This window comes from Faecalibacterium sp. HTF-F (assembly GCF_023347535.1).
Classification (GTDB): Bacteria; Bacillota; Clostridia; order Oscillospirales; family Ruminococcaceae; genus Faecalibacterium; species Faecalibacterium wellingii.
Genome location: NZ_CP094473.1, coordinates 1,286,248 through 1,308,690, shown reverse-complemented (window position 1 = coordinate 1,308,690; position 22,443 = coordinate 1,286,248). Strand labels below are relative to the sequence as shown.

Sequence of the window (22,443 nt, the reverse complement as noted above, 5' to 3'; positions counted from 1 at the left end):
CCTTTCGTTAACCTGCCTGCCCTCTCAGCCAGACCCTTTCGGGTTTGCCAGCTCTCCCAAAGTGGGAGCCTTTGGCAGTCCATGCAAAGTGCATCTTTCTGTCCGGTTTTCTCCCTTTGGAAGAGGCGTCACCGAAGGTGGCGGAGAGGTCGAAGTCATTTATTTACGCAAAAAATTTATCGTAGATGCCAAAGGCAAAGATGAACAGCACAATGACCGGCAGCACATAGGTCAGGTAGCCGCGCATCCAGTCCTGCATTTTGAGGCCGCTGCCGGTGTTGACTTCCTTTTTATAGTTGTCCCAGCCCCAGCCGTAACGGGTAACGCAGAACAGCAGATACACCAGACTGCCCAGCGGCAGGAACAGGTTGCTGACGAGGAAGTCTTCAAAGTCCAGCACAGCGCCGCCGAACACGGCAAAGCCGTCCCATGCCCAGAGGTTGTAGCCCAGCACGCAGGGCAGCGAAAGCGCCGTGATGAGCACAAGGTTCACCAGACTGGATTTTTTGCGGCTGCAGCCGGTGAGCTCCATGCCGCAGCAGATGATGTTCTCGAACACGGCCAGCACGGTGGAAAGCGCCGCAAAGGCCATGAACAGGAAGAACAGGGAGCCCCACAACCGGCCCATGGCCATATTGGCGAAGATGTTGGGCAGGGTAATGAAGATCAGGCTGGGGCCGCTGGTCTGGTCCACGCCGTAGGTGAAGCAGGCCGGGAAAATGATAAGACCGGCGGTGATGGCCACAAAGGTATCCAGAATGACAATGCGGACGGACTCACCCAGCAGGGAGTGCTCCTTGTCGATGTAGCTGCCAAAGATGGACATTGCGCCGATGCCAAGGCTCAGGGTGAAGAAGGCCTGATTCATGGCGGACACCAGTGTGTTGACCACGCCCACCTCTTCCATCCGCTTGAAGTCAGGCACAAGGAAGAAGCTCAGGCCCTCCTTTGCACCGGGCATAAACAGGCTGTTGACGGCCAGCACCACCATGATCACCAGCAGGGCGATCATCATGACCTTGGTCACGCGCTCAAGGCCGTTCTGCAGGCCCTTGGCGCACACAAAAACGCCCAGCGCCACAACAAAGACCATCCAGAAGGTCATAACACCGGGGTCTGCCAGCATTTCGGTGAACTTACCGGCCACCTGATCGGCGTCCAGACCCGCCAGCTTGCCGACTGCGGTCATGTAGAAATAGTGCAGCATCCAGCCTGCAACGGTGGTGTAGAACATCATGAGCAGGTAGCAGCCCACGAGGGTGAGATAGCCGTGGATGTGCCACTTCTGGCCCGGTTTTTCCAGTGCCTGATAGGCCCGCACCGGGCTCTTGCGGGAAGCACGCCCCACCGCAAACTCCATCGTCATGATGGGCAGGCCCAGAATGACCAGAAAGAGCAGGTAGAACAGCACAAATGCGCCGCCGCCGCCCTGACCGGCAATATAAGGGAACTTCCACACGTTGCCGATGCCGATGGCACAGCCTGCCGAAAGCAGAATGAAGCCCAGCCGGGACTTCAGTTTTTCTCTTTCCATGATTCCAAAACTCCTTGTTTTCCGATCTGCTCCGCCCCGCCTTCATCAGGCCGGACAAAGCGTTGCTTTTGTATTATAGCACAAATTCTGTCGATGAACAGGTCTGCTTCAGAAAGATGAACTTTTGTTGTCAAAAGTATTTTTTGTATTTCTCGCATGCACAGCCCGTCCTGCCGCAGGGTCACGCAGCAATTTTCGTTGCAGGTGCGTCCGTTTTCGGTGTATTTGCGGTGGACTGCAATTTTTCTCACCTGAAAGGTGAAGAGCTGACAGTTATTCATCTTTCTACCCCGCAGCAAAAAAGGGAGAAGCATCTTTGGACGCTTCTCCCCTTTACAGGTGTATTTACTTCCGCTTTTTGGGGGCATTACCCTTGCCCACCGGGCCGCGGGGGCGGCGCTCGGCAGCCTTGGACTGCACTGCGGCGCTGCGGGTCTGGGCGCGGCCCTTGGCGGCAGCGGCACGCAGACCGTTGATCTCCGCCTTGGTCAGCTCGCGATAGGTGCCGGGCTTGAGCATTCCCAGCTTCACGACACCCTCGGCGTTGCGCTTCAAACGCACCACTTCCAGACCTACGGTCTCGCACATACGGCGGATCTCGCGATTCTTGCCCTCTTTCAGGGTCATTTCCATCACGGTGCGGCCCGGCTCGTCGGTAACAACGTTGATGGCGCAAGGCATGGTCTTGGTCCCATCATCCAGCACAACGCCGCTGCTCAGCTTCAGGATCTGGCTTTCATCGGCGCGGGGCTGCACGGTGACGCGGTACAGCTTGGAGATGCCGCCGGACGGATGGGTGACAGCCTGTGCAAAAGCGCCGTCGTTGGTCATGAGCAGCAGGCCTTCGCTGTCCTTATCCAGACGGCCCACCGGGTACAGGCGGGCAGGGATATCGCTCACCAGCTCCATCACGGTCTTGCGGCCCAGCTCATCGCTGGCGGTGGTCACATAGCCGCGGGGCTTATACAGTGCCAGATAGTACATCTGCTGATCCTTGCGGATATAGATGCGCTCATCGTCCACATGCAGCACGTCACGGTTGGGGTCCATCTTGTCGCCCACCTTGACGGGATGGCCGTTGACCTTGACGCGGCCCTCGGCGATGATCTGTTCGGCGGCACGGCGGGAGCAAAGCCCCTGCTCGGCCATGATCTTCTGAATACGTTCTTCTGCCATAATTCAAACTCCTTGTGCGCCTCCCGGCGCTCAAAACGCGCACCTTTCCCCTGCTTTGGGGTGCGGATGCGCCTGTATCAAAACTATGAGTTGGAAGCTCACAGTTACGGCGATGGTGATCGGCAGGCCAGCAGGGAGCTTTCTCCGCGAACAGCCCGGGACTCCAGTCCCGCCCCAACGCTTGCGCGCCGGGGCCCCACCCCCAGGACATTCGCTGGAGAAACTCCCTGCCGTCCTGCTGGTATATTTTACTTCTCCGCAGGTGCGGCTTCCGGGGTCTTATCGTCCTTCTTCACCATGGCGGCAAGCTTGTCCACCAGCTCAGGCAGCATGGTCAGCGCACGGTCGATGGTGTTGGAGGTATCGGACAGCTGGATGGTGCGCACGCAGCCATCCTTGATGACCAGAAATGCCACGGGCTGGATGTTTACGCCCGCGCCGGAACCGCCGCCGAACAGATCCTTGTTGGCAGCATTTTTGCCGTCAAAATCGGTGCCGCCGGAGGCAAAGCCAAAGGAAACCTTGGACACCGGCAGGATGGTGATGCCATCCTCGGTGGTAATGGGCTTGCCGATGATGGTGTTGGAGTCCACCATCTGGTGGATCTTCTCCATGGTAACGTTCATCAGGCCCTGAATGGGATGTTCAGCCATAAAACAGTGCTCCTTTTTCATTCAATTCGGGCAGTGTGCCCGTGTCAGCACTCTTCTCTGCCTTGCGGCAGACAGAGCGGAAAACTTGCATTGATATTTTTATATAGTGTACCACATTTTACAGGAAGATGTCCAACACTTTTTTGCGCCAAAATTCGTACAAAACGCGCAGAGCCGCGATCACAATGAACAGTGCCTGCGCGCTCACCCGGCAGGACACCCGGTCTTCTACCGTGGGCTGACTGCTGCCAAAGTCCGGCAGGATGCGCAGCTCGTCAAATTGCAGCCAGAGGAACCGATCCAGTACGCCCAGCACCGGATACAGCCACGCCTGCAGCTTGCCGTAATCGCGGGCCGCTGCAGCAGGGTCCTCCCCGCGCACGCCAAGGCGCACCTGTATTTTTGTGATGCGCAGGGCCCCGAACACAGCCTTCATCAACCTGCCCGCCCCCCTGAGCATGGTGCAGAGGATCTCCAGCGTGATCTTTGCCTTTTTGCGGGGCCGGGCAGGCTTGCCGGCGGCAGCCTTTTTGCGGGCCTTTTCTTCGGCTTTTTTCCGCTTGCGCTCAGCGCGCCATGCAGCAAATTTTGCCTTCACTTTGCCAAAGCCTTTGGGCGGCTCCGGGTTTTCCGGCGCGGGCGGCGTCTCCGGCTTCGGGTACTGGAACACCGGGAAGGTGATCCCCAGTGCGCCGGCTCTTACGGTGAGCACACCGTGCTCCCAGCACAGATCCGCACAGAAGGGGCACAAAAGCAGCAGCACCACAAGCACCAGCACCACCAAAAGCAGGATGCCGACGGCTTTCAGCACAAACAACAGCACTGCGCCCAGCGCGGCGAGGAATGCTCCCATGCGTTACCCCTCACTTTCCTTCGATGCCGTGTCACTCTTTGTTTCCGCGCCGTGCACCGGCGGCAGATCCGCCAGGCTGGAAAGGCCGAACACCCGCAAAAAGGTATCCGTGGTGCGGAAGCTCACCGGCCTGCCCGGCAGGTCAAGACGTCCGGCTTCCTCAATGAGGCCCTTTTCCAGCAGACCGGACACACTGGACGAAGAGTCCACGCCGCGCACCTGCTCAATAAAGGCACGGGACACCGGCTGATTGTAGGCAATGACGGTCAGGGTCTCCATGGCGGCAGGCCCCAGCGGCACCGAGCGACGGCTGTCCAGCAGGCGGCGGATGCAGTCGGCCCACTCCGTTTTCGTGGCAAGCTGCCAGCGGGTGTTCAGATGCAGCAGACACAGGCCGCTGTCCTCTCTGGTGTAATGCTCCCGCAAGGCTTCCAGCGCGGCTTCCACGCTGACCTGCGGCAGCTGTACCGCCTGAGCCAGCTTGTCTGCGCCAATGGGGTCCCCACAGGCAAACAGCATAGCCTCCACGGCTGCACGGATCTGTTTCTGGTTCATTCTTTCTCCTTGTCACGTTGGATGCGGCCCCGCTGCATGGTCAGCTGGCCCTGTTCGTCCAACTTTACGCGGCCGCCGCGCACCAGTTCCAAAAGGGCCAGAAAGGTGGCCACATTGGTGCTGCGGGTCTGCTGGCGGCTGAACAGCTGGCTCATTTTCGCCGCTGTACCGCTGATCAGGTGCCGCAAAATGTACACCACCCGGCTCGTCACCGACACCATGGGTGCCGTTACCAGCGGCTCGAACTGCTGCTGTGTGGGCTCCCTGCGCAGTTTGGTGCGGCCCGAAAGTGCGGCCCAGTAGTCTGCCAGCACCTGCGGCGCATGGTGCAGGTCATAGGCGGTATCGAACTCCATTTCTGCAGGCGGGCGCACAAACACCGGCGCGGCCTCCGCTTTTTCGCGCAGCAGCGCAGCCATACGGCGGCACTGGTCGTACTCAATGAGCTGACCGGTAAACTCCTGCTTGAGCCGCTCGCCCTCTTCGCTGCGGGGCAACAGCAGATAGCTCTTCATCTCCACAAGCCGCGCAGCCATTTCAATAAAAGCGCTGGCGGCTTCCGGGTCGGGGTCTGCCTGCTCCACCGTGCGGGTGTACTGATCGATCAGCTCCAGAATGGGGATGTTGTGCAGATCCATCTTATGTTTGGCCACAAGTGCCAGCAATAATTCCAGCGGGCCGTCAAAATCTTCCAGATGGAAGGTCAGTTCCTCTGCCACGCTCACACCACCGTCCCAAGGCCTGCGTAGTAGATGGAATACGCGATCTTATCGATGTATCCGGTGCCCTTGCCCAGCAGATCCCACACAATGTTGTTCAGATAGTACAGCGGCGTATCCAGCGCGCCAAACCACACTGCAGCCAGCAGGGCGATCATGATGTAGCGCTCGTACCGCATCAGGCCAAAGTACATCTGCCGGGGCAGCACCACCAGCAGGATGCGGCTGCCGTCCAGCGGCGGCACCGGGATGAAGTTGAACACGGCAAGGCTCACATTCATCAGCACAAGGTACTGCAGGAACATGGCAACATACAGGGTGGCATCGTTCACCGGGGCCCAGTAGTACATGAGCTTCCACGCCACCATGCCCACATAGGCAAGGATCATGTTTGCCGCAGGGCCTGCCAGCGCGGTAAGGGCCATGCCCCACTTCGGGTTTTTGAAGTTGCGGGGATCGGTGGAGACCGGCTTTGCCCAGCCCACGCCCGCAAACACCATGCACAGCGTACCCAGCAGGTCAAAGTGTACAAAAGGGTTCAGCGAAAGACGGCCCTGCCGCTTTGCGGTGTCGTCGCCCAGCAGCCACGCGGCCAGCGCATGGCCCGCTTCGTGGAAGGGGATGGCCACCAGTGCCACCAGTGCGCGGATGAGATAATAGATGCCCTGAGAGGTCATGCGATATTCCTGCCTTTTTTCATTATACCATATATAATACTATCTTTTTGCCCTGCACACAAGTCCCCGGCAAAAAACACGGATATTTTTTGAAAAAAGGCTTGCATTTTGCAGGTCAATCTGTTACAATAGTCAAGCTGATTATTTTGATTCCTTACTTCACTGCAGGAGGTGCAAGTACCATGGCTAAATGTGAATGCTGCGGCAAGGGTGTTACCTTTGGTATCAAGGTTTCTCACTCTCATCGTCGTTCCAACCGTACCTGGAAGCCGAATGTCCGTCGTGTCAAGGCGGTCGTTGAGGGTTCTCCCAAGTACGTCTACGCATGCTCCCGTTGCCTGCGCGCTGGCAAAGTTACCCGCGCTGTCTAATTTGGTGTATGTGGCCGGTCACTTTGTCGAGTGGCCGGCTTTTTTTGTTGCTGTAAGGAGGCAAAACAAATGGCTCTGCCCAATGACCCCATCATGCTGCTGAGCGTGGTGAACCTGAAGCTGCGGGATTTTTACAAAAATCTCGATGCTCTGTGCGAAGATCTGGATGCCGACAAGGCAGATCTGTGTGCAAAGCTCAAAGCTGTGGGCTACGAGTACGACGCCCAGCGCAACCAGTTTGTGTGATTTTACCAGAAAGCTTTCTTTTGATCGCTAACGATCAGTGCCGGTGCGCAGCGACTGTGCCCGGGCTGGTGAATATAGAAACAAGGAGTGCTTGATTTATGATCCAGGGTACCTATTACAAAGAGTGGAGCAGTGTGCTGAACCGCGAAATGGAGTTCAAGGTGTATGGCAGTGCCGGTGTTCCGGTGCTGGCTCTGCCCGCCCGCGGCGGCCGCTTTTACGATTGGGAGAACAACGGTATGCCGGACGCCATCGCCCAGCTGCTGAATGAAGGCAAGGTGCAGCTGTTCTGCGCTGACAGCATCGATGGTGAGGCCGTGCTGAACGGCGATGCCCCGGTGCGCCGCCGAGCCGAGATGGAAGAAAAGTATTTCGTCTACCTTACCGCTGAGCTGGCTCCCCGTGTGCTGGCCCTGAACGGTGCCGCAAAGGGCACCCGGCTGTGGTGTGTAGGCATTGATCTGGGCGCTGTGCACGCAGTGAACTGCCGCCTGCGCCGCCCGCAGCAGTTTGCGGGGGCCATCGGCCTTTCCGGCATCTATGATCTGGCCCGCTTCTGGGGCAGCGAGAAGGATGATCTGGTACTGCGATCCTCTCCCCTGCTGTATCTGGACGAAAAGGGCATTGCCAACAAGCTGACTCTGGCAAAGGCCGAAGAAAACAGCCTGATGCTCTGTGCCGGTCAGGGTGCTTACGAGGACGATGCCAAAGCCGACACGCAGGCGCTGGCCGACCTGCTGCAGGCGGAAGGCCTGCCTGCACATCTGGAACTGTGGGGCGGCGATGTCTCCCACGAGTGGTACTGGTGGGGCAAGATGCTGGGCCTGTTCGTGCCGCGGATTCTGGAACAGTAAAATAGCATTTTAACCCTCTCAGTCATTGCTGCGCAACGTCAGCAAGACTGAGAGGGTTCTTTTTTGTTTTGTTGTATACCCTGCTACCCTATTTGTGAAAATTTCAAATCCCTACTTGATTTATCGGATATGCCGTGCTATACTCACATTGTAAGCTATATACCCCATTAGGGTAAAGGAGATTTTTATGGATAACGAAAAAAAATCCTGCTGCCGTTGCGGCACACCCGCCCAAACAGCCCCCGAGGCAGCTGCCGAAAGCTGCTGTCCCGCTGCAGCCGACACCGAAGGTATAGCCTGCTGCCGCCACAAAGACCGCACCCCTGAGGAGCACAGGGCCCTGCTCAATCGGCTCAGCCGTATCGAGGGTCAGGTGCGCGGCATCCGCGGAATGCTGGAAAAAGACGCCTACTGTGTGGACATTCTTGTGCAGGTGGCAGCAGCAAACTCCGCGCTGAACAGCTTTTCCAAAGAGCTGCTGGCACAGCACATCTCCACCTGCGTCGCTGACGACCTGCGCGCGGGCAGCGAGGAAAAGCTGGACGAACTGATAAAGCTTCTGCCCAAGCTCATGAAATAAAAAGCTCCTTTTACAAGCATACTGAACGCAGGAGTGAGATTTTATGGAACAATTCAATGTTACCGGCATGAGCTGCGCGGCCTGCTCTGCCCGGGTGGAAAAGGCCGTGAAGAAGGTGCCCGGCGTCACCAGCTGCTCGGTGAGCCTGCTGACCAACTCCATGGGTGTGGAAGGCACAGCATCCGACGCCGCTATCATCCGGGCCGTGCAGGATGCAGGCTACGGTGCCAGCCCCAAAAAGGCGGGGACGGCTTCGGCTGCGCCCGGCACCAGTGCCGACCTTGATGCCCTGACCGACCACGAGACCCCCAAGCTCAAGCGCCGCCTGATCGCATCACTGGGCTTTCTGCTGGTGCTGATGTACTTTTCCATGGGGCACATGATGTGGGGCTGGCCCCTGCCCCACTGGTTTGATGGCAACCACATTGCCATGGGCCTTGTGCAGCTCCTGCTGGCAGGCATCGTAATGGTCATCAACCAGAAATTCTTCATCAGCGGCTTCAAAGGGCTACTCCACGGCGCTCCCAACATGGATACGCTGGTGGCCATGGGCTCCATGGCAAGCTTTGTGTGGAGCACCTACGCCCTGTTCGCCATGACCCGCGCTCAGGTGGACGGCAACAATGAGCTGGTCATGCACTATATGATGGAGTTCTACTTCGAATCGGCTGCCATGATTTTGACCCTCATCACGGTGGGCAAAATGCTGGAAGCCCGTTCCAAGGGCAAGACCACCGATGCCCTTAAGAGCCTGATGAAGCTGGCCCCCAAGACCGCCAACCTGCTGCGGGACGGTGCCGAAATGACTGTGCCCATCGAGCAGGTGCAGAAGGGAGACATCTTTGTGGTGCGCCCGGGCGAGAATGTGCCCGTGGACGGCATCGTGCTGGAAGGCAGCAGCGCCGTGAATGAGAGCGCCCTGACCGGCGAGAGCATCCCCGTAGACAAGGCCGAGGGCGATAAGGTAAGTGCCGCCACCACCAACCAGTCCGGCTTCCTCCGGTGTCAGGCCACCCGTGTGGGCGAGGACACCACCCTGTCCCAGATCATCAAGATGGTCAGCGATGCCGCTGCCACCAAGGCCCCCATTGCAAAGATCGCCGATACCGTGTCCGGTTTCTTCGTGCCTGCGGTCATTTCCATTGCAGTGATTACCACCATCGTGTGGCTGCTGCTGGGCCGTGAGCTGGGCTATGCACTGGCCCGCGGCATTTCCGTGCTGGTCATCAGCTGTCCCTGTGCGCTGGGTCTGGCTACGCCCGTTGCCATCATGGTAGGCAACGGGTTGGGTGCCAAAAATGGTATCCTGTTCAAGACCGCCGCTTCGCTGGAAGCTGCAGGCCGCACCCAGATCGTGGCTTTGGACAAGACCGGCACCATCACCAGCGGTGAGCCCAAGGTCACCGACATTCTGCCCGCCGGTGGCGTTTCCGAGACCGAGCTGCTCACCCTTGCCGCCGCACTGGAACGCAAGAGCGAGCATCCGCTGGCCAAGGCCGTGCTGGCCTGCACCGACGAGCAGAAGCTCGCCGCCCCCGAGGTATCCGACTTTACTGCACTGCCGGGCAACGGTCTGGCTGCAAAGCTAGACGGCGTGGAGATCTTTGGCGGAAGCGCGTCCTTTATTGGTACCAAAGTCACCGTGCCTGCACAGCTGCAGGAGAAGGCCGCAGCCCTCTCCGCACAGGGCAAGACTCCCCTCTTCTTCGGCGGGGCGGGCCATCTGCTGGGCATCATTGCAGTGGCCGACACCCTCAAGGAGGACAGTCCCCGTGCCATCCGGGAGCTGCAGGCCATGGGCATCCGCGTGGTGATGCTCACCGGCGACAACCAGCGCACTGCCGACGCCATCGGCAGGCAGGCAGGTGTGGACGAGGTCATTGCAGGCGTGCTGCCTGACGGCAAGGAAGCTGTCATCCGCCAGCTGCAGGCCTACGGCAAGGTGACGATGGTGGGCGATGGCATCAACGACGCCCCGGCTCTGACCCGTGCCGACACCGGCATTGCCATCGGCGCAGGCACCGATGTTGCCATTGACGCGGCAGACGTGGTGCTGATGAACTCCCGTCTTTCGGACGTACCTGCTGCCATCCGCCTGAGCCGCGCTGCCCTGCGCAACATCCACGAAAATCTGTTCTGGGCCTTTATCTACAACATCATCGGCATCCCGCTGGCGGCCGGTGTGTTCATCCCCTTCGGCCTGACCCTGAACCCGATGTTCGGTGCCGCCGCCATGAGCCTTTCCAGCTTCTGCGTGGTGAGCAATGCCCTGCGTCTGAATCTGTTCGATGTGCACAGCACCAAGCATGACCGTGCACCCAAAAACGCCGCTTCCCTGCCTGCTGCCCTCACGCAGCCCGCAGTGGATGAGAATAAAGAGAGTTCCATCAAGGAGGACACTGCTATGAAAAAGACCCTGAAGGTTGAAGGCATGATGTGCGGCCACTGCGAGGCCCGCGTAAAGAAGGCTCTGGAAGCCCTGCCCGAAGTGACCGAGGCCGTGGTGAGCCACGAGGCCGGCACCGCCATAGTCACCCTGAACGCCGATGTCGCCGATGACGTGCTGAAAAAGGCCGTTGAGGATCAGGACTATCCCGTAACCGACATCCAGTGACCCAAACAGCCTGACCGCAAGCGAAAGACCGCTGCACGAAACATCAACGTGCAGCGGTCTTTTTGTGTTGGTCATGGAGCGCCCCGCACTGTCCGCTGCACCTCTTCTGCAGCTCTGCCACAGTAATGCAGCACACGGCAAAGGCCAGCAGCGCGCAGTCCAGCGGCACGCGGTGCATGACCGCCACCCGCCCGGACAGGGTGCTGAACGCCTGCACAGCCTGCTCTGTCCCCGGCATCACCAGCCAGAACAGTGCCAGTGACAGGGGCAGATGCAGCACCCGCGCGGCCAGCAATGGCCTCAGTGACACCTCCGGCGGGCAGATAGTACGCACCTGCAAAAGCACCGAGGCTCCCTGCATGCTGAGGGCTGCACAGCAAAGGGTGCTGGCCCACAGTCCGGTGCGGGACGCGCAGTCGCAGCCGGAGCAAACCTCCAGCAACATTGCAGGCAGCACCGACCACGGTTTTGGCAGCAAAGTCTCCACTCCCGCCGCCAGCAGCCGGAAATACAGCACAAAACCGCACAGTTTCAGGTACGTGACCGCTGCCTGCGACACCACGGCATCCAGAGTGGGCGGCGGGATATCCTCTGCCTTTGCGGGCAGACACTGTCCGGCACCGCCCTGCATCCGGCAGAGCAGCGCAGCCGTAAGATACCCCGCCAGCAGCTGGGCTGCAAACAACCGCACCCCCAGCGCCCGGCTGCCCAGCATCTGCTCCCCTACCGTGAGGATGACAAAGGACGGCCCGCTGCACACACAGGCAGGCAGCAGCGCCGATGCCTGCCGGGGCGTCAGCTGACCGGTGCGTACCGCCTGTGCCGCTGCGGCCGCTGCCGGTGCAAACCCGCCCAGAAAACCTATGAGCAGCACACTGCCTGCGGCCTTTGCCCGCACCCCGATGACCCGGGCTGCCGGCTGGAACGCAAAGCCCAGCAGCGGTCCGGCCCCGCAGCCCATGAGCAGCGCCGAAACGATGAGGAATGGAAACAGCGATACCAGCAGCGGCCCGCCGCAGAGCACAAGGCCTGCATGCAGGGCATCCGCGCAGCGCTGCGGTGCGGCAAACACCAAAACTGCCGTGAACATTGCCAGCGCCAGCAGCAGCCCCTGCCGGAATTTGTGGGTTCGATTCATAAGCAAGCCCTCCGCATCCATATATATGTAGCAGCGCGCCGCGGGCAGAACTGCGGGATGGGAGGGAGTGGCATGTGGGCCAAGCACAAAACGCAGCCGCCGCACCGCTGGCTTGCAGCACTGTTCCGTCAGCCGCCCAAGGGGTTTTACCGCACACCCGCCGTCTACCTGAGCGGCGGACAGATGGAGATCGAGCATTTCCGGTGCATCCTGACCTACAGCCCGGACTGTCTTTGCCTGCAGATGCCCCATGGCCGTTTCACCGTTCACGGCGATGAGCTGAAGATCATCACCCTCACCGCCACCCGCCTGACCCTGCGGGGCCGCTTTCTGCGGACGGACTTCGCAGATGAATAGGAGGTGCCCCCATGGAACCGGTAAGGCTTTGGGCCGCAGTGGAGTTCACTGCACGCAGCGGCAGCACCGAGGCCCTGCTCACCGCTGCCGCCCGGGCCGGGCTGCATCTCTACGGCGTGACGGCTCTGCCCGGGGGCTTCTGCGGCCACTGTGCCGCCCGGCAGTATCCGCGCCTTGCTGCTTTGGCCCACAGATACCGGGTACGGCTGCGGGTGCGCAAGAAGCAGGGGCTGTACTTCCGGGTGCGCCCGTTGCTGCGCCGGGCCGGGCTCTGGGCCGGGCTGGCGGTGTTTCTGCCGCTTTTGCTCTGGACGCAGCAGTTCATCTGGTTTGCTGACGTCTCCACCCTCACCGCCGGACAGGCTGCGCGGACGTCTGCCATCCTGCGAGAGGCGGGCCTGCAGCCCGGCTCTGCCGTGACCGAAGCAAAGCTCGCCGCCGGGGAATACGCCCTGCTGCACAGTGGTGAGTTCTCATGGGCCAGCCTGAATTTTGCCAAAGGACGGCTGGAAGTGGAAGCCGCTGCGGCCAAGCCCAAGCCCGACATTGCCGCCGGGACGCTGCACGGCATCCGGGCCCGATGCAGCGGCACCGTGGTGCGCACGAACCTTGTCAGCGGCACCATGCTGGTGGTGCCCGGGCAGCAGGTGGAAGCCGGGCAGGGCCTCATTGGCACGGCGCGCAGTGAGCGCGACGGTACGCTGATCTTTGCCCCCGCCGCCGGGACGGTGCTTGCGCAGTTTGAATGGAACGACACCCGCACTGTGCTGCTGGAAGAGAATATCTTTCAATACACCGGAGGCTGTACCCACAGCATAGAGCTTTTGGTGTTCGGGCAGGCATTTGCCCTGCCTGCCGCGTCTGCGCCGAAAAACGCCGTTCTCACCGCCCGGCATTACCAGCCGGAGCTGCCTTTGCTTGGCCTTGCGCTCCCCTGCTCCATCCGGGAGACCTGCCGGTACGGGCAGCAGCCGGAAACGCTCTGCCGCACCGAGGAGCAGGCGGCGGCACTGGCCCGGCTGCAGAGCCTGCAGGCTTTGTACGCCGCATGGCCGGATGCGGAGCGCATTGCCCGCAAAGAGGACTGCACTGTGAACGACGGCAGGTTGAATTACACCGTGACGTATACCGTTGTGGCTGATATTTGCGGGTGAAAGGATTCCCGTTGTAATTCGTCAAAAAGTATGCTAAACTAAAAATGCCACCCCAAAAGGGTGGCGTTAAGGTGCTGTCTGCAAGCGCAGGTGGTCATGCTTCCCTCCGGCAAGCGTCCGGGGGACGTAAAAGCTTATTGTTTGTTCCCCCGTTCGCAAACGCGGAAGGGGGGATGCATCATGGTGTTGAACGATGTTCTGCAGCTGTTCGTCATTGTTGGCGGCACAGTTGGGATTACATTTCAGATCGCATGGGCAATCTTCAAAGAGATCCATAACAATAAGAAATGACCGCCCCAATCTCCAAACCGTGGCGGTCATTCTTATTGATCTAACCGGAAGGAGCTGACCATTGCGGACAGCGCCTTTTCTATTTGTAGTATAGTTGTTTTTTAGCGGTTTGTCAAGTCCCCTGCTCTGCAGCGGCACGTTCCGCTGCCTGCGCGTCATACTCCGCGATCAGGTCGTTCAGGTCGTACTGGTACTTGCTGTGACAGAAGTGGCACACCACTTCACAGTTCGGGTCCTCGTCACGCATTTTCACCAGCTCCTTGCGGCCAAGGCTGAACAGCATTTCCTTCGTGCGTTCCGCACTGCAGTCGCACTGGTAGTGCACGTCGCGCTCGTCCAGCACGTTGGGTTCAAAACCCGCCAGAGCCAGCTGCATCATGTCCTCGGGGGTCTTGCCCTCGTGCAGCATGGTGGTGACGGAAGGCATGGCTGCGATATTTTTTTCCAGCTGATCGATCTCTGCATCGGTAGCACCGGGCAGCAGCTGCACCATAAAACCGCCTGCGCACAGGATGGACAGGTCCTTGTCCACCAGCACGCCCAGTGCCATGACGGTGGGCACCTGCTCGCTGTAGGCGTAGTAGGCGGTCAGATCCTCGGCGATCTCGCCGGAGACCAGCGGCACCTGACCCACGGTAGGCTCCTTTTGCAGGCTGTTGTCCCGGATGACGGTGAGCACACCGTCTTTGCCCACAGCGCCGCCCACATCCAGATGGCCGTTCGGCTTTGCAGGCAGCTCCACCAGCGGGTTATCGATGCATCCTTTCACGTTGCCGGTACCGTCGGTGCAGGCAATGACCACGCCGGCGGGGCCGCCGCCGGACACACGCAGGGTGATCTTATCGCGGTCGTCCTTGAGCATGGAGCCCATCAGGGCTGCGCCGGTGAGCAGACGACCCAGTGCCGCGCTGCAGGTGGCGCTGGTGGTGTGCAGCTTTTCGGCCTTGCGGACGATCTGGGTGGAGTCCACGCCGCAGAACACGACGCCGCCGTTCTCCGACAGGCCGCGGATCAGATTTGCCATAGGTTATTCCTCCAATTGTGTATACTGCTTGACTGCGCAGAAGAAATAGCGCTGGCTGTCCTCGGTCAGCGGGCCGAAGGTCTCGCCATCGCAGACGCTTTCCAGCGCAAAGCCGTGCTTTTCCAGCGCGGTGCGGATGGTGTCAAGGTCGTAGGTGTACTCGTAGAACTGCTCGTGGAAGTGCTCGCCGGTCTCGTGGTAGTCGATGTCCACGGTGATCTCCACACGGCGGTTCACGGCATCGTAGTGGTTGCGCCACACACAGGCGGCATCCTCTTCCTCAAAGGTGAATTCGTTGTCGCCCAACACGTTCCGGTGCTTGTAGGGCGTGTTCATATCAAAGAGGAACACGCCGTCCTTCTCCATAAAGAAGCCTGCGTTGGCAATGGCCGTGTCCAGATCCGGGATGTGGTTGAAGGTGTCAAAGGTGGACACTGCGCCCCGGATGGTGCCGTACAGATCTAGCTTGAGCAGATCCTGCCGCAAAAGCAGCAGCCTGCCGGAAAGGCCCAGCTGTTCGGCCTTGTCCCGCACAACGCAGAGCATTTCCTCTGACTGGTCAATGCCGATCATATCATAGCCCGCCTGCGTGAGCATCAGGGTCAGCTCACCGGTACCGCAGCCAAGGTCGGCAAGGATGCCGTCCTGGATGCCATGGGCTTGCAGTTCGGCACGGATGTGCGCATACAGCGCGTCATAATCGGCCTCGCCGTTGAATTCATCGTAGAAATAGGCAAATTCGTTGTAGGCCATGGTTTACTCCGCTTCCTGTTCCCCGGCCACAGCGGCGTTTAGCACCGCCTGCAGCTCCGGGATGCCGTAGCCATTCTCGCCGCTGGTCAGCACCACCTTCTGGCAGCCATAGGGGCGGCAGAGGTTTTCAAAGTCTTCCAGCGTCTTGGCCAGCTGGCTCTTTTTGAGCTTATCAGCCTTGGTCAGGGCCACCACATAGGGAATCTGGTGATAGTGCAGGTAGCGCAGCATCTGCTCATCGTCAGCGCTGGGTGCATGGCGGCAGTCCAGCAGCTGCACCAGCAGGGTGTGGTTGCGCGGGGCCTCAAAATAGCTGTTGATGAGGTCGTCCCAGCGCTCACGGTCAGCGTTGCTCACCTTGGCGTAGCCATAGCCGGGCAGATCCACAAAATAGCAGTCGTCCACCGAATAGAAATTGATGGTGGCCGTTTTGCCCGGCGTGCTGGACACGCGGGCGAGGTTTTTGCGGCTGCACAGCTTATTGATGAGGCTGGATTTGCCCACGTTGGACCGCCCCGAAAAGCTCAGTTCCGGGCGGTCGCTCTCGGGCAGCTGGCTGGAAATGCCGTAGCTGGCAATGAAATCAGCTTTGTTGTAATTCATGGAGCTTTCCTTTCTTGTGGTACGTCTTTCAAATATATCCCGTCGGGACAGATTCTCCCGGACAGCGGCCTCGCCCTCTCAGTCTCGCATTCGCTCGACAGCTCCCCCAAAGTGGGAGCCTTTGGCAATCCACATACAGTGCATCTTTATGCCAAGGGCTCTCCCTTTGGGAGAGCTGTCACCGCAGGTGACTGAGAGGGCGAGGATGCTTACAATTCTCTCATTTCTCAGAGAAACTCCAGACCCGCAGGCCGGGCAGATTCCTGCCCTATTCTCAGCACACCGCGCCGGGCTGGGGCTTTTCTGCGGTAGGCGGCACAATGGCGGCGTCTGCCGCCTTTTTCTTTGCATGGGTGCGGCTGGGAGCCTTGGTCTTCTTTGCGTTCTGGGGCTTGAGCAGGGCTGCATTCAGCACCTGCGTCAGGCTCTGCATGGGCAGGAAGGTAAGGCTCTTCTTCACCTCATCGTCCACATCGTAGAGGTCGGGCTCGTTGTCCTTGGGGATGAGCACCGTTTTCATGCCCTCGCGGTAGGCTGCCATGCTCTTTTCCCGCAGGCCGCCGATGGGCAGCACATTGCCGTGCAGGGTGATCTCGCCAGTCATGGCAACATCGCCGCGCACCGGGATGCCGGACAGGCAGGATACCAGCGCCGTGGTCAGGGTGACACCGGCAGAAGGGCCATCCTTGGGCACTGCTCCCTCGGGGGCATGGATATGCAGATCACATTTCTTGAGCTTTTCCGGGTCGATGCCGTACTCGTCGGCGTGCACCCGCACCCACGTAACGGCCAGCTGAGCGCTCTCCTTCATCACGTCGCCCAGCGAACCGGTGACGGTGATCTTGCCGCTGCCCTCCGGAATGACCTGCACCTCAATGGGCAGGGTCTCGCCGCCTACGCTGGTCCATGCCAGACCGTTGGCAACGCCCACCATATTGGTACGGTTGAGGAAATCGGGCTTGACAAAGCGGGGGCCCAGCAGATCTTCCAGCATGGTGCCGGTGACAGACACGCTCTCCACCTCGCCGGAGGCGATCTTACGGGCGCACTTGCGCAGTACACTGGTGATGGTGCGTTCCAGATTGCGCACACCGGCCTCGCGGGTGTAGCCGTCGATGATGCCGTAGAGCGCGCTCTGGCTCAGAGTGACCTTGCCGGTCAGGCCGCAGGCCTTGAGCTGCTTGGGCAGCAGATGCTTGCGGGCAATGTTATATTTCTCCACACGGGTATAGCTGGGCAGTTCGATGACGTCCATGCGGTCACGCAGGGGGCCGGGGATGCTGCCCAAATCGTTGGCCGTGGTAATGAAGAATACATGGCTCAGATCAAACGGGATATCGATGAAATGGTCGTTGAAGGTGCTGTTCTGCTCCGGGTCCAGCGCTTCCAGCAGGGCTGCGGCCGGGTCTCCCCGGAAGTCACCTGCCAGCTTGTCGATCTCGTCCAGCAGCATCAGAGGGTTCGCGCTCTTGGCGGTGATCATGGCATTGATGATCTTGCCGGGCATGGCACCGATGTAGGTGCGGCGGTGGCCGCGGATCTCAGCTTCATCCCGCACGCCGCCCAGACTGATGCGCACATACTTGCGGCCAAGGCTTTCAGCGATGGAGCGTGCAATACTGGTTTTGCCGACGCCCGGAGGGCCCACCAGACAGATGATCTGGGCTTTGACGTCCGGTGCCAGCTTGCGCACGGCCAGCGTTTCCAGAATGCGATCCTTCACCTTTTTCAGGCCATAGTGGTCGCGGTCCAAAATCTGCTGCGCACGGCCGATATCAAGGTCATCCACCGTGAAAGTGTTCCACGGCAGATCCAGACAGGTGTCCAGATAGGTACGGATGACCGTTGCCTCCTGATTGGAGCCCTGCATCTTGGAAAGACGGTCTACCTCCTTGAGCAGCTTTTTCTCGCTGTCCTCTGCAAGGTGCAGTTCCGTGATCCTGCGGCGGTACTCGTCGGCCTCAGCGTGGGTGTCGTCGCCCTCGCCCAGTTCATCGCTGATGATGTGCAGCTGTTCGTGCAGGTAATAATCGCGCTGGTTCTTGTCCATGGACTCGTTGACCTTTTCCGCGATCTCCTTTTCAATTTTCATCACCTGACACTCGCGGCGCAGCATCTCGACCAGCTTTTTCAGCCGCCCGTTCAGGGTGCCCTCATCCATGACAGCCTGCTTGTCCTCGTAGCGGAACAGCAGGTTCGCGGGCATATACTCGCTGAGGAAGGCAGGGTCGTCGCTGGAAACGATGGCAAACACCACGTCCTTGCCAAGGCGCGGGTTCATGCCGAGATACTCGTCAAACCCGGTCTTGAGGGCGCGCAGCAACGCTTCGGTCTCCACGGCTTCCTCGGGCTTGCCGGGGCGTACCGGGGCCGGGCGCACTTCCGAAAGCAGGAAATCGCCGCTGGCATCCAGCTCCGTGAGCTTTGCACGGTACTTACCCTCCACCAGAACCTTTACAAGGTCCTCGGAGACCCGCAGCACCTGCTTCACCTCGGCCACTACGCCGTAGGTGAACAGGTCGGCCTGAGCGGGGTCCGTGGTATCCATGGACTTCTGCGCCACCAGAAAAACGTTGGAATTATTTGCCATTGCCCACTCCACGGCGGCAATGCTTTTTTCGCGGCCCACCTCAAAGTGGACAAGATTGTTGGGGAACACCACCAGACCCCGCAGGGCGATGGTGGGCAGATGCAGCGTTTTGCGCTCCACCTTGATGGTAACTTTTTCACTCATTGTGCAAACACCTCCCGGCTGCCGCGTACTTTCCCACGGCGGCAGCGCCGTATGCAAGAGTTCCTATCTATAAAGTATGTTGTTTCCTTATTATACTGATTTCCGGCCAAAATGCAACTGTGGTGCATGGCTCGTTGGTTTTTTCGTCAGCGTCCTCGCCCTCTCAGTCTCACTCCGTTCGCCAGCTCCCCCAAAGGGGGAGCCTTTGGCAAAACCGGAAAGTTTACCGTACTGCCAAGGCCTCTCACTTTGGGAGAGGTGGCACGGCGTAAGCCGTGACGGAGAGGGCGAGGCCGTTAAAAACAAAGAATTCTTTAATCTTCCTTCCGTTTTTCCTGCGTGGAAAAACCCATTTTGCCCAGAGCGGGCAGCAGGGCCCTGAGGGTGATGGAGGTCAGTGCGCCCATCACAAGGCCCAGCACCAGCATGACCGGCGCATAGTAGAAGGACAGCGAGGACGAAATGATCACACCTGCACCCAGCAGCTGGCCGATGTTGTGGGCCAGTGCGCCGCATACGGACAGGATGAACCATGTGGGCCGCACCGGCAGCAGATAGTAGAGCACCCACATCACCAGCAGGGACAAAAGGCCGCCGCACAGCGAGAGGAAGCCCGCCGTGAAGCCGGACACCAGAAACATGAACAGCGCCTTGAGCACATCCAGCACCAGTGCCTGCTTTGGCCCCATGAAAAACAGCGCGTACATCACTACGATGTTAGCAAGGCCCAGCTTCATACCCGGCAGCAGGCCCGGGATGGTGAGTGTGCCCTCAATAAAGGACAGCGCCATGGCCAGCGCAAACAGCAGGCCGGAAAGCGCAATGTGCCGTGTTTTTTCATAGCTGCGTCGATTCCCTGGCATTCTGTCCCCTCCTTTATTCTTCGGTCTGGCTCTGCTCGTAGCTTTCCTGCTCTTCCATGGCAGCTTCCCATGCGGCAAACAGCTCCTCCTGATGGAAGCGCAGGTCGCTCAGCTCGTCGCTCTTCTGGCGCAGCAGGTCGGGGTCGTTGTACACCTCAGGGGAGTTGATCTCGTTGTCCAGTTCCACCTCGCGGGCACCGCAGGCTTCCATCTCATCCTCACAGGCTTTGATCTTGGCCCTCAGCTCGGCGCGGCGGCGGCGCTGTTCCTTGCCATAACCGATCTTAGCGGGCTCGGCGGCCTTCTGCACGGCAGGGGCCGGGGCGCTGCGGCCCATCAGCGCGTCGTAGCTGGGGTAGATGGTGGCCTTGCCGTCCTCAAGGTAGAGGATAGGACAGGCCAGACTGTTCATCAGGTGGCGGTCATGGGTGACCAGCAGCAGCGTGCCGGTGTAGGCCATGAGGGCCTCGGTAAGATTTTCGCGGGTGTAAATGTCCAAATGGTTGGTGGGCTCGTCCAGAAACAGCAGATTGGGCCGTTCCAGCACGATCTCCGCAAAGCGCAGGCGTGCCAGCTCGCCGCCGGAAAGCGCCTCGCAGGGCTTGAACACCGTCTCCCCCCGGAAGCCCAGCTTTGCCAGATGGCTGCGCACTTCCAGCTCGGTCATGCGGGGATACTTGTTCCAGATCACATCGATGACCCGGCCCTGACCCAGACGGTTCTGCTGCTGAGCAAAAATGCTGGGCCGTGCACCGGTGCCCAGCCGCACCATACCGCCGGAAGGACGGCGCTTGCCGTCCAGCACCTGCATCAGGGTGGATTTGCCTGCGCCGTTGGGACCTGCGATCACCAGTCTCTGGCCGCGGCACACCGTGTAGGTGAAGGGCTCCAGCAGGGTGCGCTCCCCTATTTTGATGGTCAGGTTCTTGAGCAGCACCAGCTCATTCCACGGTTCTACGTCATATTCAAACCGAAACTTGAGCTGGTTGGTCTCGTCCTTGGGTGCTTCGGTGATCTCCAGCTTTTCCAGCTGCTTGCGGCGGCTCTGGGCCATTTTGGTGGTGGAGGCGCGCACAAGGTTGCGGTCCACGTAGTCCTGCAGCTTTTCAGCCAGCGCCACGTCCGCATCGTGCTGCTTCTGGCGCAGGGCATCGGCAGCTTCCTTCTGGGGCAGGTAGGTCGAGAAGTTGCCCTTGTAGGTGGTCATGGTCTGGAACGAGACTTCCCAGATCTTTGTACACACGTTATCCAGAAAATAGCGGTCATGGCTGACCACCAGCACCGCGCCGGAATAGCCCTTAAGGTAGTTTTCCAGCCATTCCATGGTGGCAAAGTCCAGATGGTTGGTGGGCTCGTCCAGAATGAGCACATCCGGCTTTTTCAAAAGCAGCTTGGCCAGCCGCAGTCTCGTCAGCTCGCCGCCGGAGAGCACCGCAATGTTCTTCTGCCATGTATCCTGCGGAAAGCCCATGCCGGACAGCACCTTTTTGATGTTCACATCCATGTTGTAGCCGTCGGCGGCATCCACGATGTTCTGCAGCTGGTCGTGCTGGGCCAGCAGGGATGCGTCCTCCGGGTTTGCAGCCATCCGGCGCTCCAGCACCTGCATCTGAGCCATGGCGTCCAGCACCGGCGCAAAGGTGGAGCGCATTTCGCCGTAGATATCCAGCGTGGCATCCAGCTTTGCGTTCTGTTCCAGATAGCCCAGCATCACGCCGTGGGTCACGCTGAATTCCCCGTCGTAGTCCTGATATTCGCCGGTAAGGATCTTGAGCAGGGTGGTCTTGCCCGCGCCGTTCTGGCCCACAATGCCAATGCGGTCCTCCCGCTCGACGCTGGCGGTCACATCATGCAGGACGATCTTTTCGCCAAAGCTTTTGCCTAGTTTTTCCAAATGTATCAGCATAGTTTTATGATCCGTTCTCTATCCACTTATTGGCTCAACACTGGTGGCGGCGGTTTTTCAGGCCCACATTGACCAGCTCTTCCTGCTCCATCACCAGAGGATACAGCTCCTTCAGGTCTGCGATCTCGTAGGTGGGCACCACCTTGCCGGGATTCTCAGCGTGATTGGGATTATACCAGCAGGTGTCCAGACCTGCATTCGCGCCGCCCTGAATGTCGCTGCTCAGGCCGTCGCCCACCATCAGCACATGCTCCCGGTTCTCCACGCCAAGGGCGCGCAGGGCTGCGTCAAAGATCTTCCGGTTGGGTTTTTCGGCGTCCATCTTCTCGGAAACGAATACATCCTCCATAAAGTTCAGGATGCCGCTTTCTGCCAGACGGCGGGTCTGCACCTTTTGGAAGCCGTTGGTCACAACGGCCAGCGTTGCCACCTCGGAGAGCTCCCGCAGCACATCCAGCACTTCCGGCCCCATCAGATCCGGGTGGGTGGAGAGCTGCTCCAGATAGAAGCGGTTCATCTCGGCTCCGTCACCGGCGGCATCAACGGCCTTGAGGAAGCGGGTGAACCGCTCCGCCATGAGCTTTTCCCGCTTGATCTGGCCCTTTTCCAGCTGACGCCACAGCTCCTCGTTGATGGTGCGGTAGGTCTGCACGGTCTCAGCGTCCGGCTCAATGCCGTAGTTCACCAGCGTTTCGGCCAGTGCCTTGCTTTCTGCTACGTCAAAATTCAGCAGCGTGTTGTCTGCATCGAACAGGATGCAATAGTATTTTGCCATATGTCTTCCCTCT

Annotated in this window: 23 protein-coding genes; 7 read left to right on the top strand and 16 right to left on the bottom strand. The window is 59.6% G+C overall.

The genetic code is table 11. The features are described from left to right. Positions 1–163 precede the first annotated feature (163 nt). The 8 genes from MTP37_RS06315 to MTP37_RS06280 all read right to left on the bottom strand — a co-directional run bounded on the left by MTP37_RS06315 (position 164) and on the right by MTP37_RS06280 (position 6,167). A complete protein-coding gene (locus MTP37_RS06315) occupies positions 164–1,534 on the bottom strand; it encodes a sodium-dependent transporter (RefSeq protein WP_249238618.1) in 1,371 nt (456 codons plus the stop codon). After that, positions 1,516–1,815 (bottom strand): hypothetical protein, encoded by a 300-nt coding sequence (locus MTP37_RS06310; protein ID WP_249238617.1) that lies wholly within the window; start codon positions 1,813–1,815, stop codon positions 1,516–1,518. The genes MTP37_RS06315 and MTP37_RS06310 overlap by 19 nt, the downstream gene beginning before the upstream one ends. A gap of 64 nt (positions 1,816–1,879) precedes the next feature. Continuing rightward, complete coding sequence (locus tag MTP37_RS06305) at positions 1,880–2,710, bottom strand: pseudouridine synthase (protein ID WP_249238616.1); 831 nt, start codon at positions 2,708–2,710, stop codon at positions 1,880–1,882. A gap of 248 nt (positions 2,711–2,958) precedes the next feature. Further along, entirely contained in the window at positions 2,959–3,363 is a 405-nt protein-coding gene (ytfJ, locus tag MTP37_RS06300) for a GerW family sporulation protein (RefSeq protein WP_249238615.1), read from the bottom strand. A 118-nt stretch (positions 3,364–3,481) separates the two neighbouring features. After that, positions 3,482–4,216, bottom strand: a complete 735-nt coding sequence (locus MTP37_RS06295; RefSeq protein WP_249238614.1) for a DUF2953 domain-containing protein — start codon at positions 4,214–4,216, stop codon at positions 3,482–3,484. A 3-nt stretch (positions 4,217–4,219) separates the two neighbouring features. Further along, a complete protein-coding gene (scpB, locus tag MTP37_RS06290) occupies positions 4,220–4,771 on the bottom strand; it encodes an SMC-Scp complex subunit ScpB (protein WP_249238613.1) in 552 nt (183 codons plus the stop codon). Beyond that, the gene (locus tag MTP37_RS06285) at positions 4,768–5,490 is read right to left on the bottom strand and encodes a segregation and condensation protein A (RefSeq protein WP_249238612.1); all 723 of its coding nucleotides are present in this window, start codon (positions 5,488–5,490) and stop codon (positions 4,768–4,770) included. Before MTP37_RS06285 ends, scpB begins: the two co-directional genes overlap by 4 nt. Positions 5,491–5,492: 2 nt before the next feature. After that, positions 5,493–6,167, bottom strand: coding sequence for a site-2 protease family protein (locus tag MTP37_RS06280; RefSeq protein WP_249238611.1), 675 nt, complete (start codon positions 6,165–6,167; stop codon positions 5,493–5,495). 182 nt (positions 6,168–6,349) lie between these two features. Here MTP37_RS06280 and rpmB point away from each other — a divergent pair, with 182 nt between their 5' ends. From rpmB to MTP37_RS06255, 5 genes are all read left to right on the top strand, one after another. Further along, on the top strand, positions 6,350–6,538 hold the full coding sequence (rpmB, locus tag MTP37_RS06275; RefSeq protein WP_080545321.1) for a 50S ribosomal protein L28: 189 nt from the start codon (positions 6,350–6,352) through the stop codon (positions 6,536–6,538). A 69-nt stretch (positions 6,539–6,607) separates the two neighbouring features. Continuing rightward, a complete protein-coding gene (locus MTP37_RS06270; protein WP_097777911.1) occupies positions 6,608–6,784 on the top strand; it encodes a DUF4250 domain-containing protein in 177 nt (58 codons plus the stop codon). A gap of 98 nt (positions 6,785–6,882) precedes the next feature. Continuing rightward, complete coding sequence (locus MTP37_RS06265) at positions 6,883–7,638, top strand: esterase family protein (protein ID WP_249238610.1); 756 nt, start codon at positions 6,883–6,885, stop codon at positions 7,636–7,638. A gap of 187 nt (positions 7,639–7,825) precedes the next feature. After that, positions 7,826–8,218 carry a metal-sensing transcriptional repressor gene (locus MTP37_RS06260; RefSeq protein ID WP_249238609.1) on the top strand — a complete coding sequence of 131 codons (393 nt, stop codon included), beginning with the start codon at positions 7,826–7,828 and terminating at the stop codon, positions 8,216–8,218. A gap of 43 nt (positions 8,219–8,261) precedes the next feature. Further along, on the top strand, positions 8,262–10,832 hold the full coding sequence (locus tag MTP37_RS06255) for a heavy metal translocating P-type ATPase (RefSeq protein WP_249238608.1): 2,571 nt from the start codon (positions 8,262–8,264) through the stop codon (positions 10,830–10,832). Positions 10,833–10,875: 43 nt separating this feature from the next. Here MTP37_RS06255 and MTP37_RS06250 read toward each other — a convergent pair whose 3' ends face one another. Next, a complete protein-coding gene (locus MTP37_RS06250; RefSeq protein ID WP_249238607.1) occupies positions 10,876–11,970 on the bottom strand; it encodes a hypothetical protein in 1,095 nt (364 codons plus the stop codon). Positions 11,971–12,042: 72 nt separating this feature from the next. On the opposite strand from MTP37_RS06250, the gene MTP37_RS06245 reads away from it, so the two are divergent. Then, the gene (locus tag MTP37_RS06245) at positions 12,043–12,327 is read left to right on the top strand and encodes a YabP/YqfC family sporulation protein (RefSeq protein WP_249238606.1); all 285 of its coding nucleotides are present in this window, start codon (positions 12,043–12,045) and stop codon (positions 12,325–12,327) included. A gap of 11 nt (positions 12,328–12,338) precedes the next feature. Further along, positions 12,339–13,481 (top strand): sporulation protein YqfD, encoded by a 1,143-nt coding sequence (locus tag MTP37_RS06240; RefSeq protein ID WP_249238605.1) that lies wholly within the window; start codon positions 12,339–12,341, stop codon positions 13,479–13,481. A gap of 403 nt (positions 13,482–13,884) precedes the next feature. Here the strand turns inward: MTP37_RS06240 and hslO are convergent, their stop codons facing one another. The 7 genes from hslO to MTP37_RS06205 form a co-directional block, all read right to left on the bottom strand. After that, entirely contained in the window at positions 13,885–14,796 is a 912-nt protein-coding gene (gene hslO / locus MTP37_RS06235) for an Hsp33 family molecular chaperone HslO (protein WP_249238604.1), read from the bottom strand. A gap of 3 nt (positions 14,797–14,799) precedes the next feature. Then, complete coding sequence (locus MTP37_RS06230) at positions 14,800–15,549, bottom strand: class I SAM-dependent DNA methyltransferase (protein ID WP_249238603.1); 750 nt, start codon at positions 15,547–15,549, stop codon at positions 14,800–14,802. Positions 15,550–15,552: 3 nt separating this feature from the next. Further along, complete coding sequence (gene yihA, locus MTP37_RS06225; protein ID WP_249238602.1) at positions 15,553–16,152, bottom strand: ribosome biogenesis GTP-binding protein YihA/YsxC; 600 nt, start codon at positions 16,150–16,152, stop codon at positions 15,553–15,555. Positions 16,153–16,426: 274 nt separating this feature from the next. Continuing rightward, positions 16,427–18,886, bottom strand: a complete 2,460-nt coding sequence (lon, locus tag MTP37_RS06220) for an endopeptidase La (protein ID WP_249238601.1) — start codon at positions 18,884–18,886, stop codon at positions 16,427–16,429. Between the two features lie 314 nt (positions 18,887–19,200). Next, positions 19,201–19,749 (bottom strand): Gx transporter family protein, encoded by a 549-nt coding sequence (locus tag MTP37_RS06215; protein ID WP_249238600.1) that lies wholly within the window; start codon positions 19,747–19,749, stop codon positions 19,201–19,203. Positions 19,750–19,762: 13 nt separating this feature from the next. After that, positions 19,763–21,655, bottom strand: coding sequence for an ABC-F family ATP-binding cassette domain-containing protein (locus tag MTP37_RS06210; protein ID WP_249238599.1), 1,893 nt, complete (start codon positions 21,653–21,655; stop codon positions 19,763–19,765). Positions 21,656–21,689: 34 nt separating this feature from the next. Further along, positions 21,690–22,430, bottom strand: coding sequence for a YjjG family noncanonical pyrimidine nucleotidase (locus tag MTP37_RS06205; protein ID WP_249238598.1), 741 nt, complete (start codon positions 22,428–22,430; stop codon positions 21,690–21,692). Positions 22,431–22,443 lie beyond the last annotated feature (13 nt).

Bases quoted from the DNA above. Each gene is read 5' to 3' on its own strand.
- MTP37_RS06280 (WP_249238611.1), bottom strand. From the start codon at position 6,167: ATGACCTCTCAGGGCATCTATTATCTCATCCGCGCACTGGTGGCACTG.
- MTP37_RS06255 (WP_249238608.1), top strand. From the start codon at position 8,262: ATGGAACAATTCAATGTTACCGGCATGAGCTGCGCGGCCTGCTCTGCC.
- rpmB (WP_080545321.1), top strand. From the start codon at position 6,350: ATGGCTAAATGTGAATGCTGCGGCAAGGGTGTTACCTTTGGTATCAAG.
- MTP37_RS06245 (WP_249238606.1), top strand. From the start codon at position 12,043: ATGTGGGCCAAGCACAAAACGCAGCCGCCGCACCGCTGGCTTGCAGCA.
- MTP37_RS06260 (WP_249238609.1), top strand. From the start codon at position 7,826: ATGGATAACGAAAAAAAATCCTGCTGCCGTTGCGGCACACCCGCCCAA.
- MTP37_RS06305 (WP_249238616.1), bottom strand. From the start codon at position 2,710: ATGGCAGAAGAACGTATTCAGAAGATCATGGCCGAGCAGGGGCTTTGC.
- hslO (WP_249238604.1), bottom strand. From the start codon at position 14,796: ATGGCAAATCTGATCCGCGGCCTGTCGGAGAACGGCGGCGTCGTGTTC.
- MTP37_RS06215 (WP_249238600.1), bottom strand. From the start codon at position 19,749: ATGCCAGGGAATCGACGCAGCTATGAAAAAACACGGCACATTGCGCTT.
- MTP37_RS06265 (WP_249238610.1), top strand. From the start codon at position 6,883: ATGATCCAGGGTACCTATTACAAAGAGTGGAGCAGTGTGCTGAACCGC.
- MTP37_RS06205 (WP_249238598.1), bottom strand. From the start codon at position 22,430: ATGGCAAAATACTATTGCATCCTGTTCGATGCAGACAACACGCTGCTG.
- ytfJ (WP_249238615.1), bottom strand. From the start codon at position 3,363: ATGGCTGAACATCCCATTCAGGGCCTGATGAACGTTACCATGGAGAAG.
- MTP37_RS06310 (WP_249238617.1), bottom strand. From the start codon at position 1,815: ATGAATAACTGTCAGCTCTTCACCTTTCAGGTGAGAAAAATTGCAGTC.
- MTP37_RS06240 (WP_249238605.1), top strand. From the start codon at position 12,339: ATGGAACCGGTAAGGCTTTGGGCCGCAGTGGAGTTCACTGCACGCAGC.
- MTP37_RS06315 (WP_249238618.1), bottom strand. From the start codon at position 1,534: ATGGAAAGAGAAAAACTGAAGTCCCGGCTGGGCTTCATTCTGCTTTCG.
- MTP37_RS06295 (WP_249238614.1), bottom strand. From the start codon at position 4,216: ATGGGAGCATTCCTCGCCGCGCTGGGCGCAGTGCTGTTGTTTGTGCTG.
- yihA (WP_249238602.1), bottom strand. From the start codon at position 16,152: ATGAATTACAACAAAGCTGATTTCATTGCCAGCTACGGCATTTCCAGC.
- MTP37_RS06250 (WP_249238607.1), bottom strand. From the start codon at position 11,970: ATGAATCGAACCCACAAATTCCGGCAGGGGCTGCTGCTGGCGCTGGCA.
- MTP37_RS06230 (WP_249238603.1), bottom strand. From the start codon at position 15,549: ATGGCCTACAACGAATTTGCCTATTTCTACGATGAATTCAACGGCGAG.
- MTP37_RS06210 (WP_249238599.1), bottom strand. From the start codon at position 21,655: ATGCTGATACATTTGGAAAAACTAGGCAAAAGCTTTGGCGAAAAGATC.
- scpB (WP_249238613.1), bottom strand. From the start codon at position 4,771: ATGAACCAGAAACAGATCCGTGCAGCCGTGGAGGCTATGCTGTTTGCC.
- lon (WP_249238601.1), bottom strand. From the start codon at position 18,886: ATGAGTGAAAAAGTTACCATCAAGGTGGAGCGCAAAACGCTGCATCTG.
- MTP37_RS06270 (WP_097777911.1), top strand. From the start codon at position 6,608: ATGGCTCTGCCCAATGACCCCATCATGCTGCTGAGCGTGGTGAACCTG.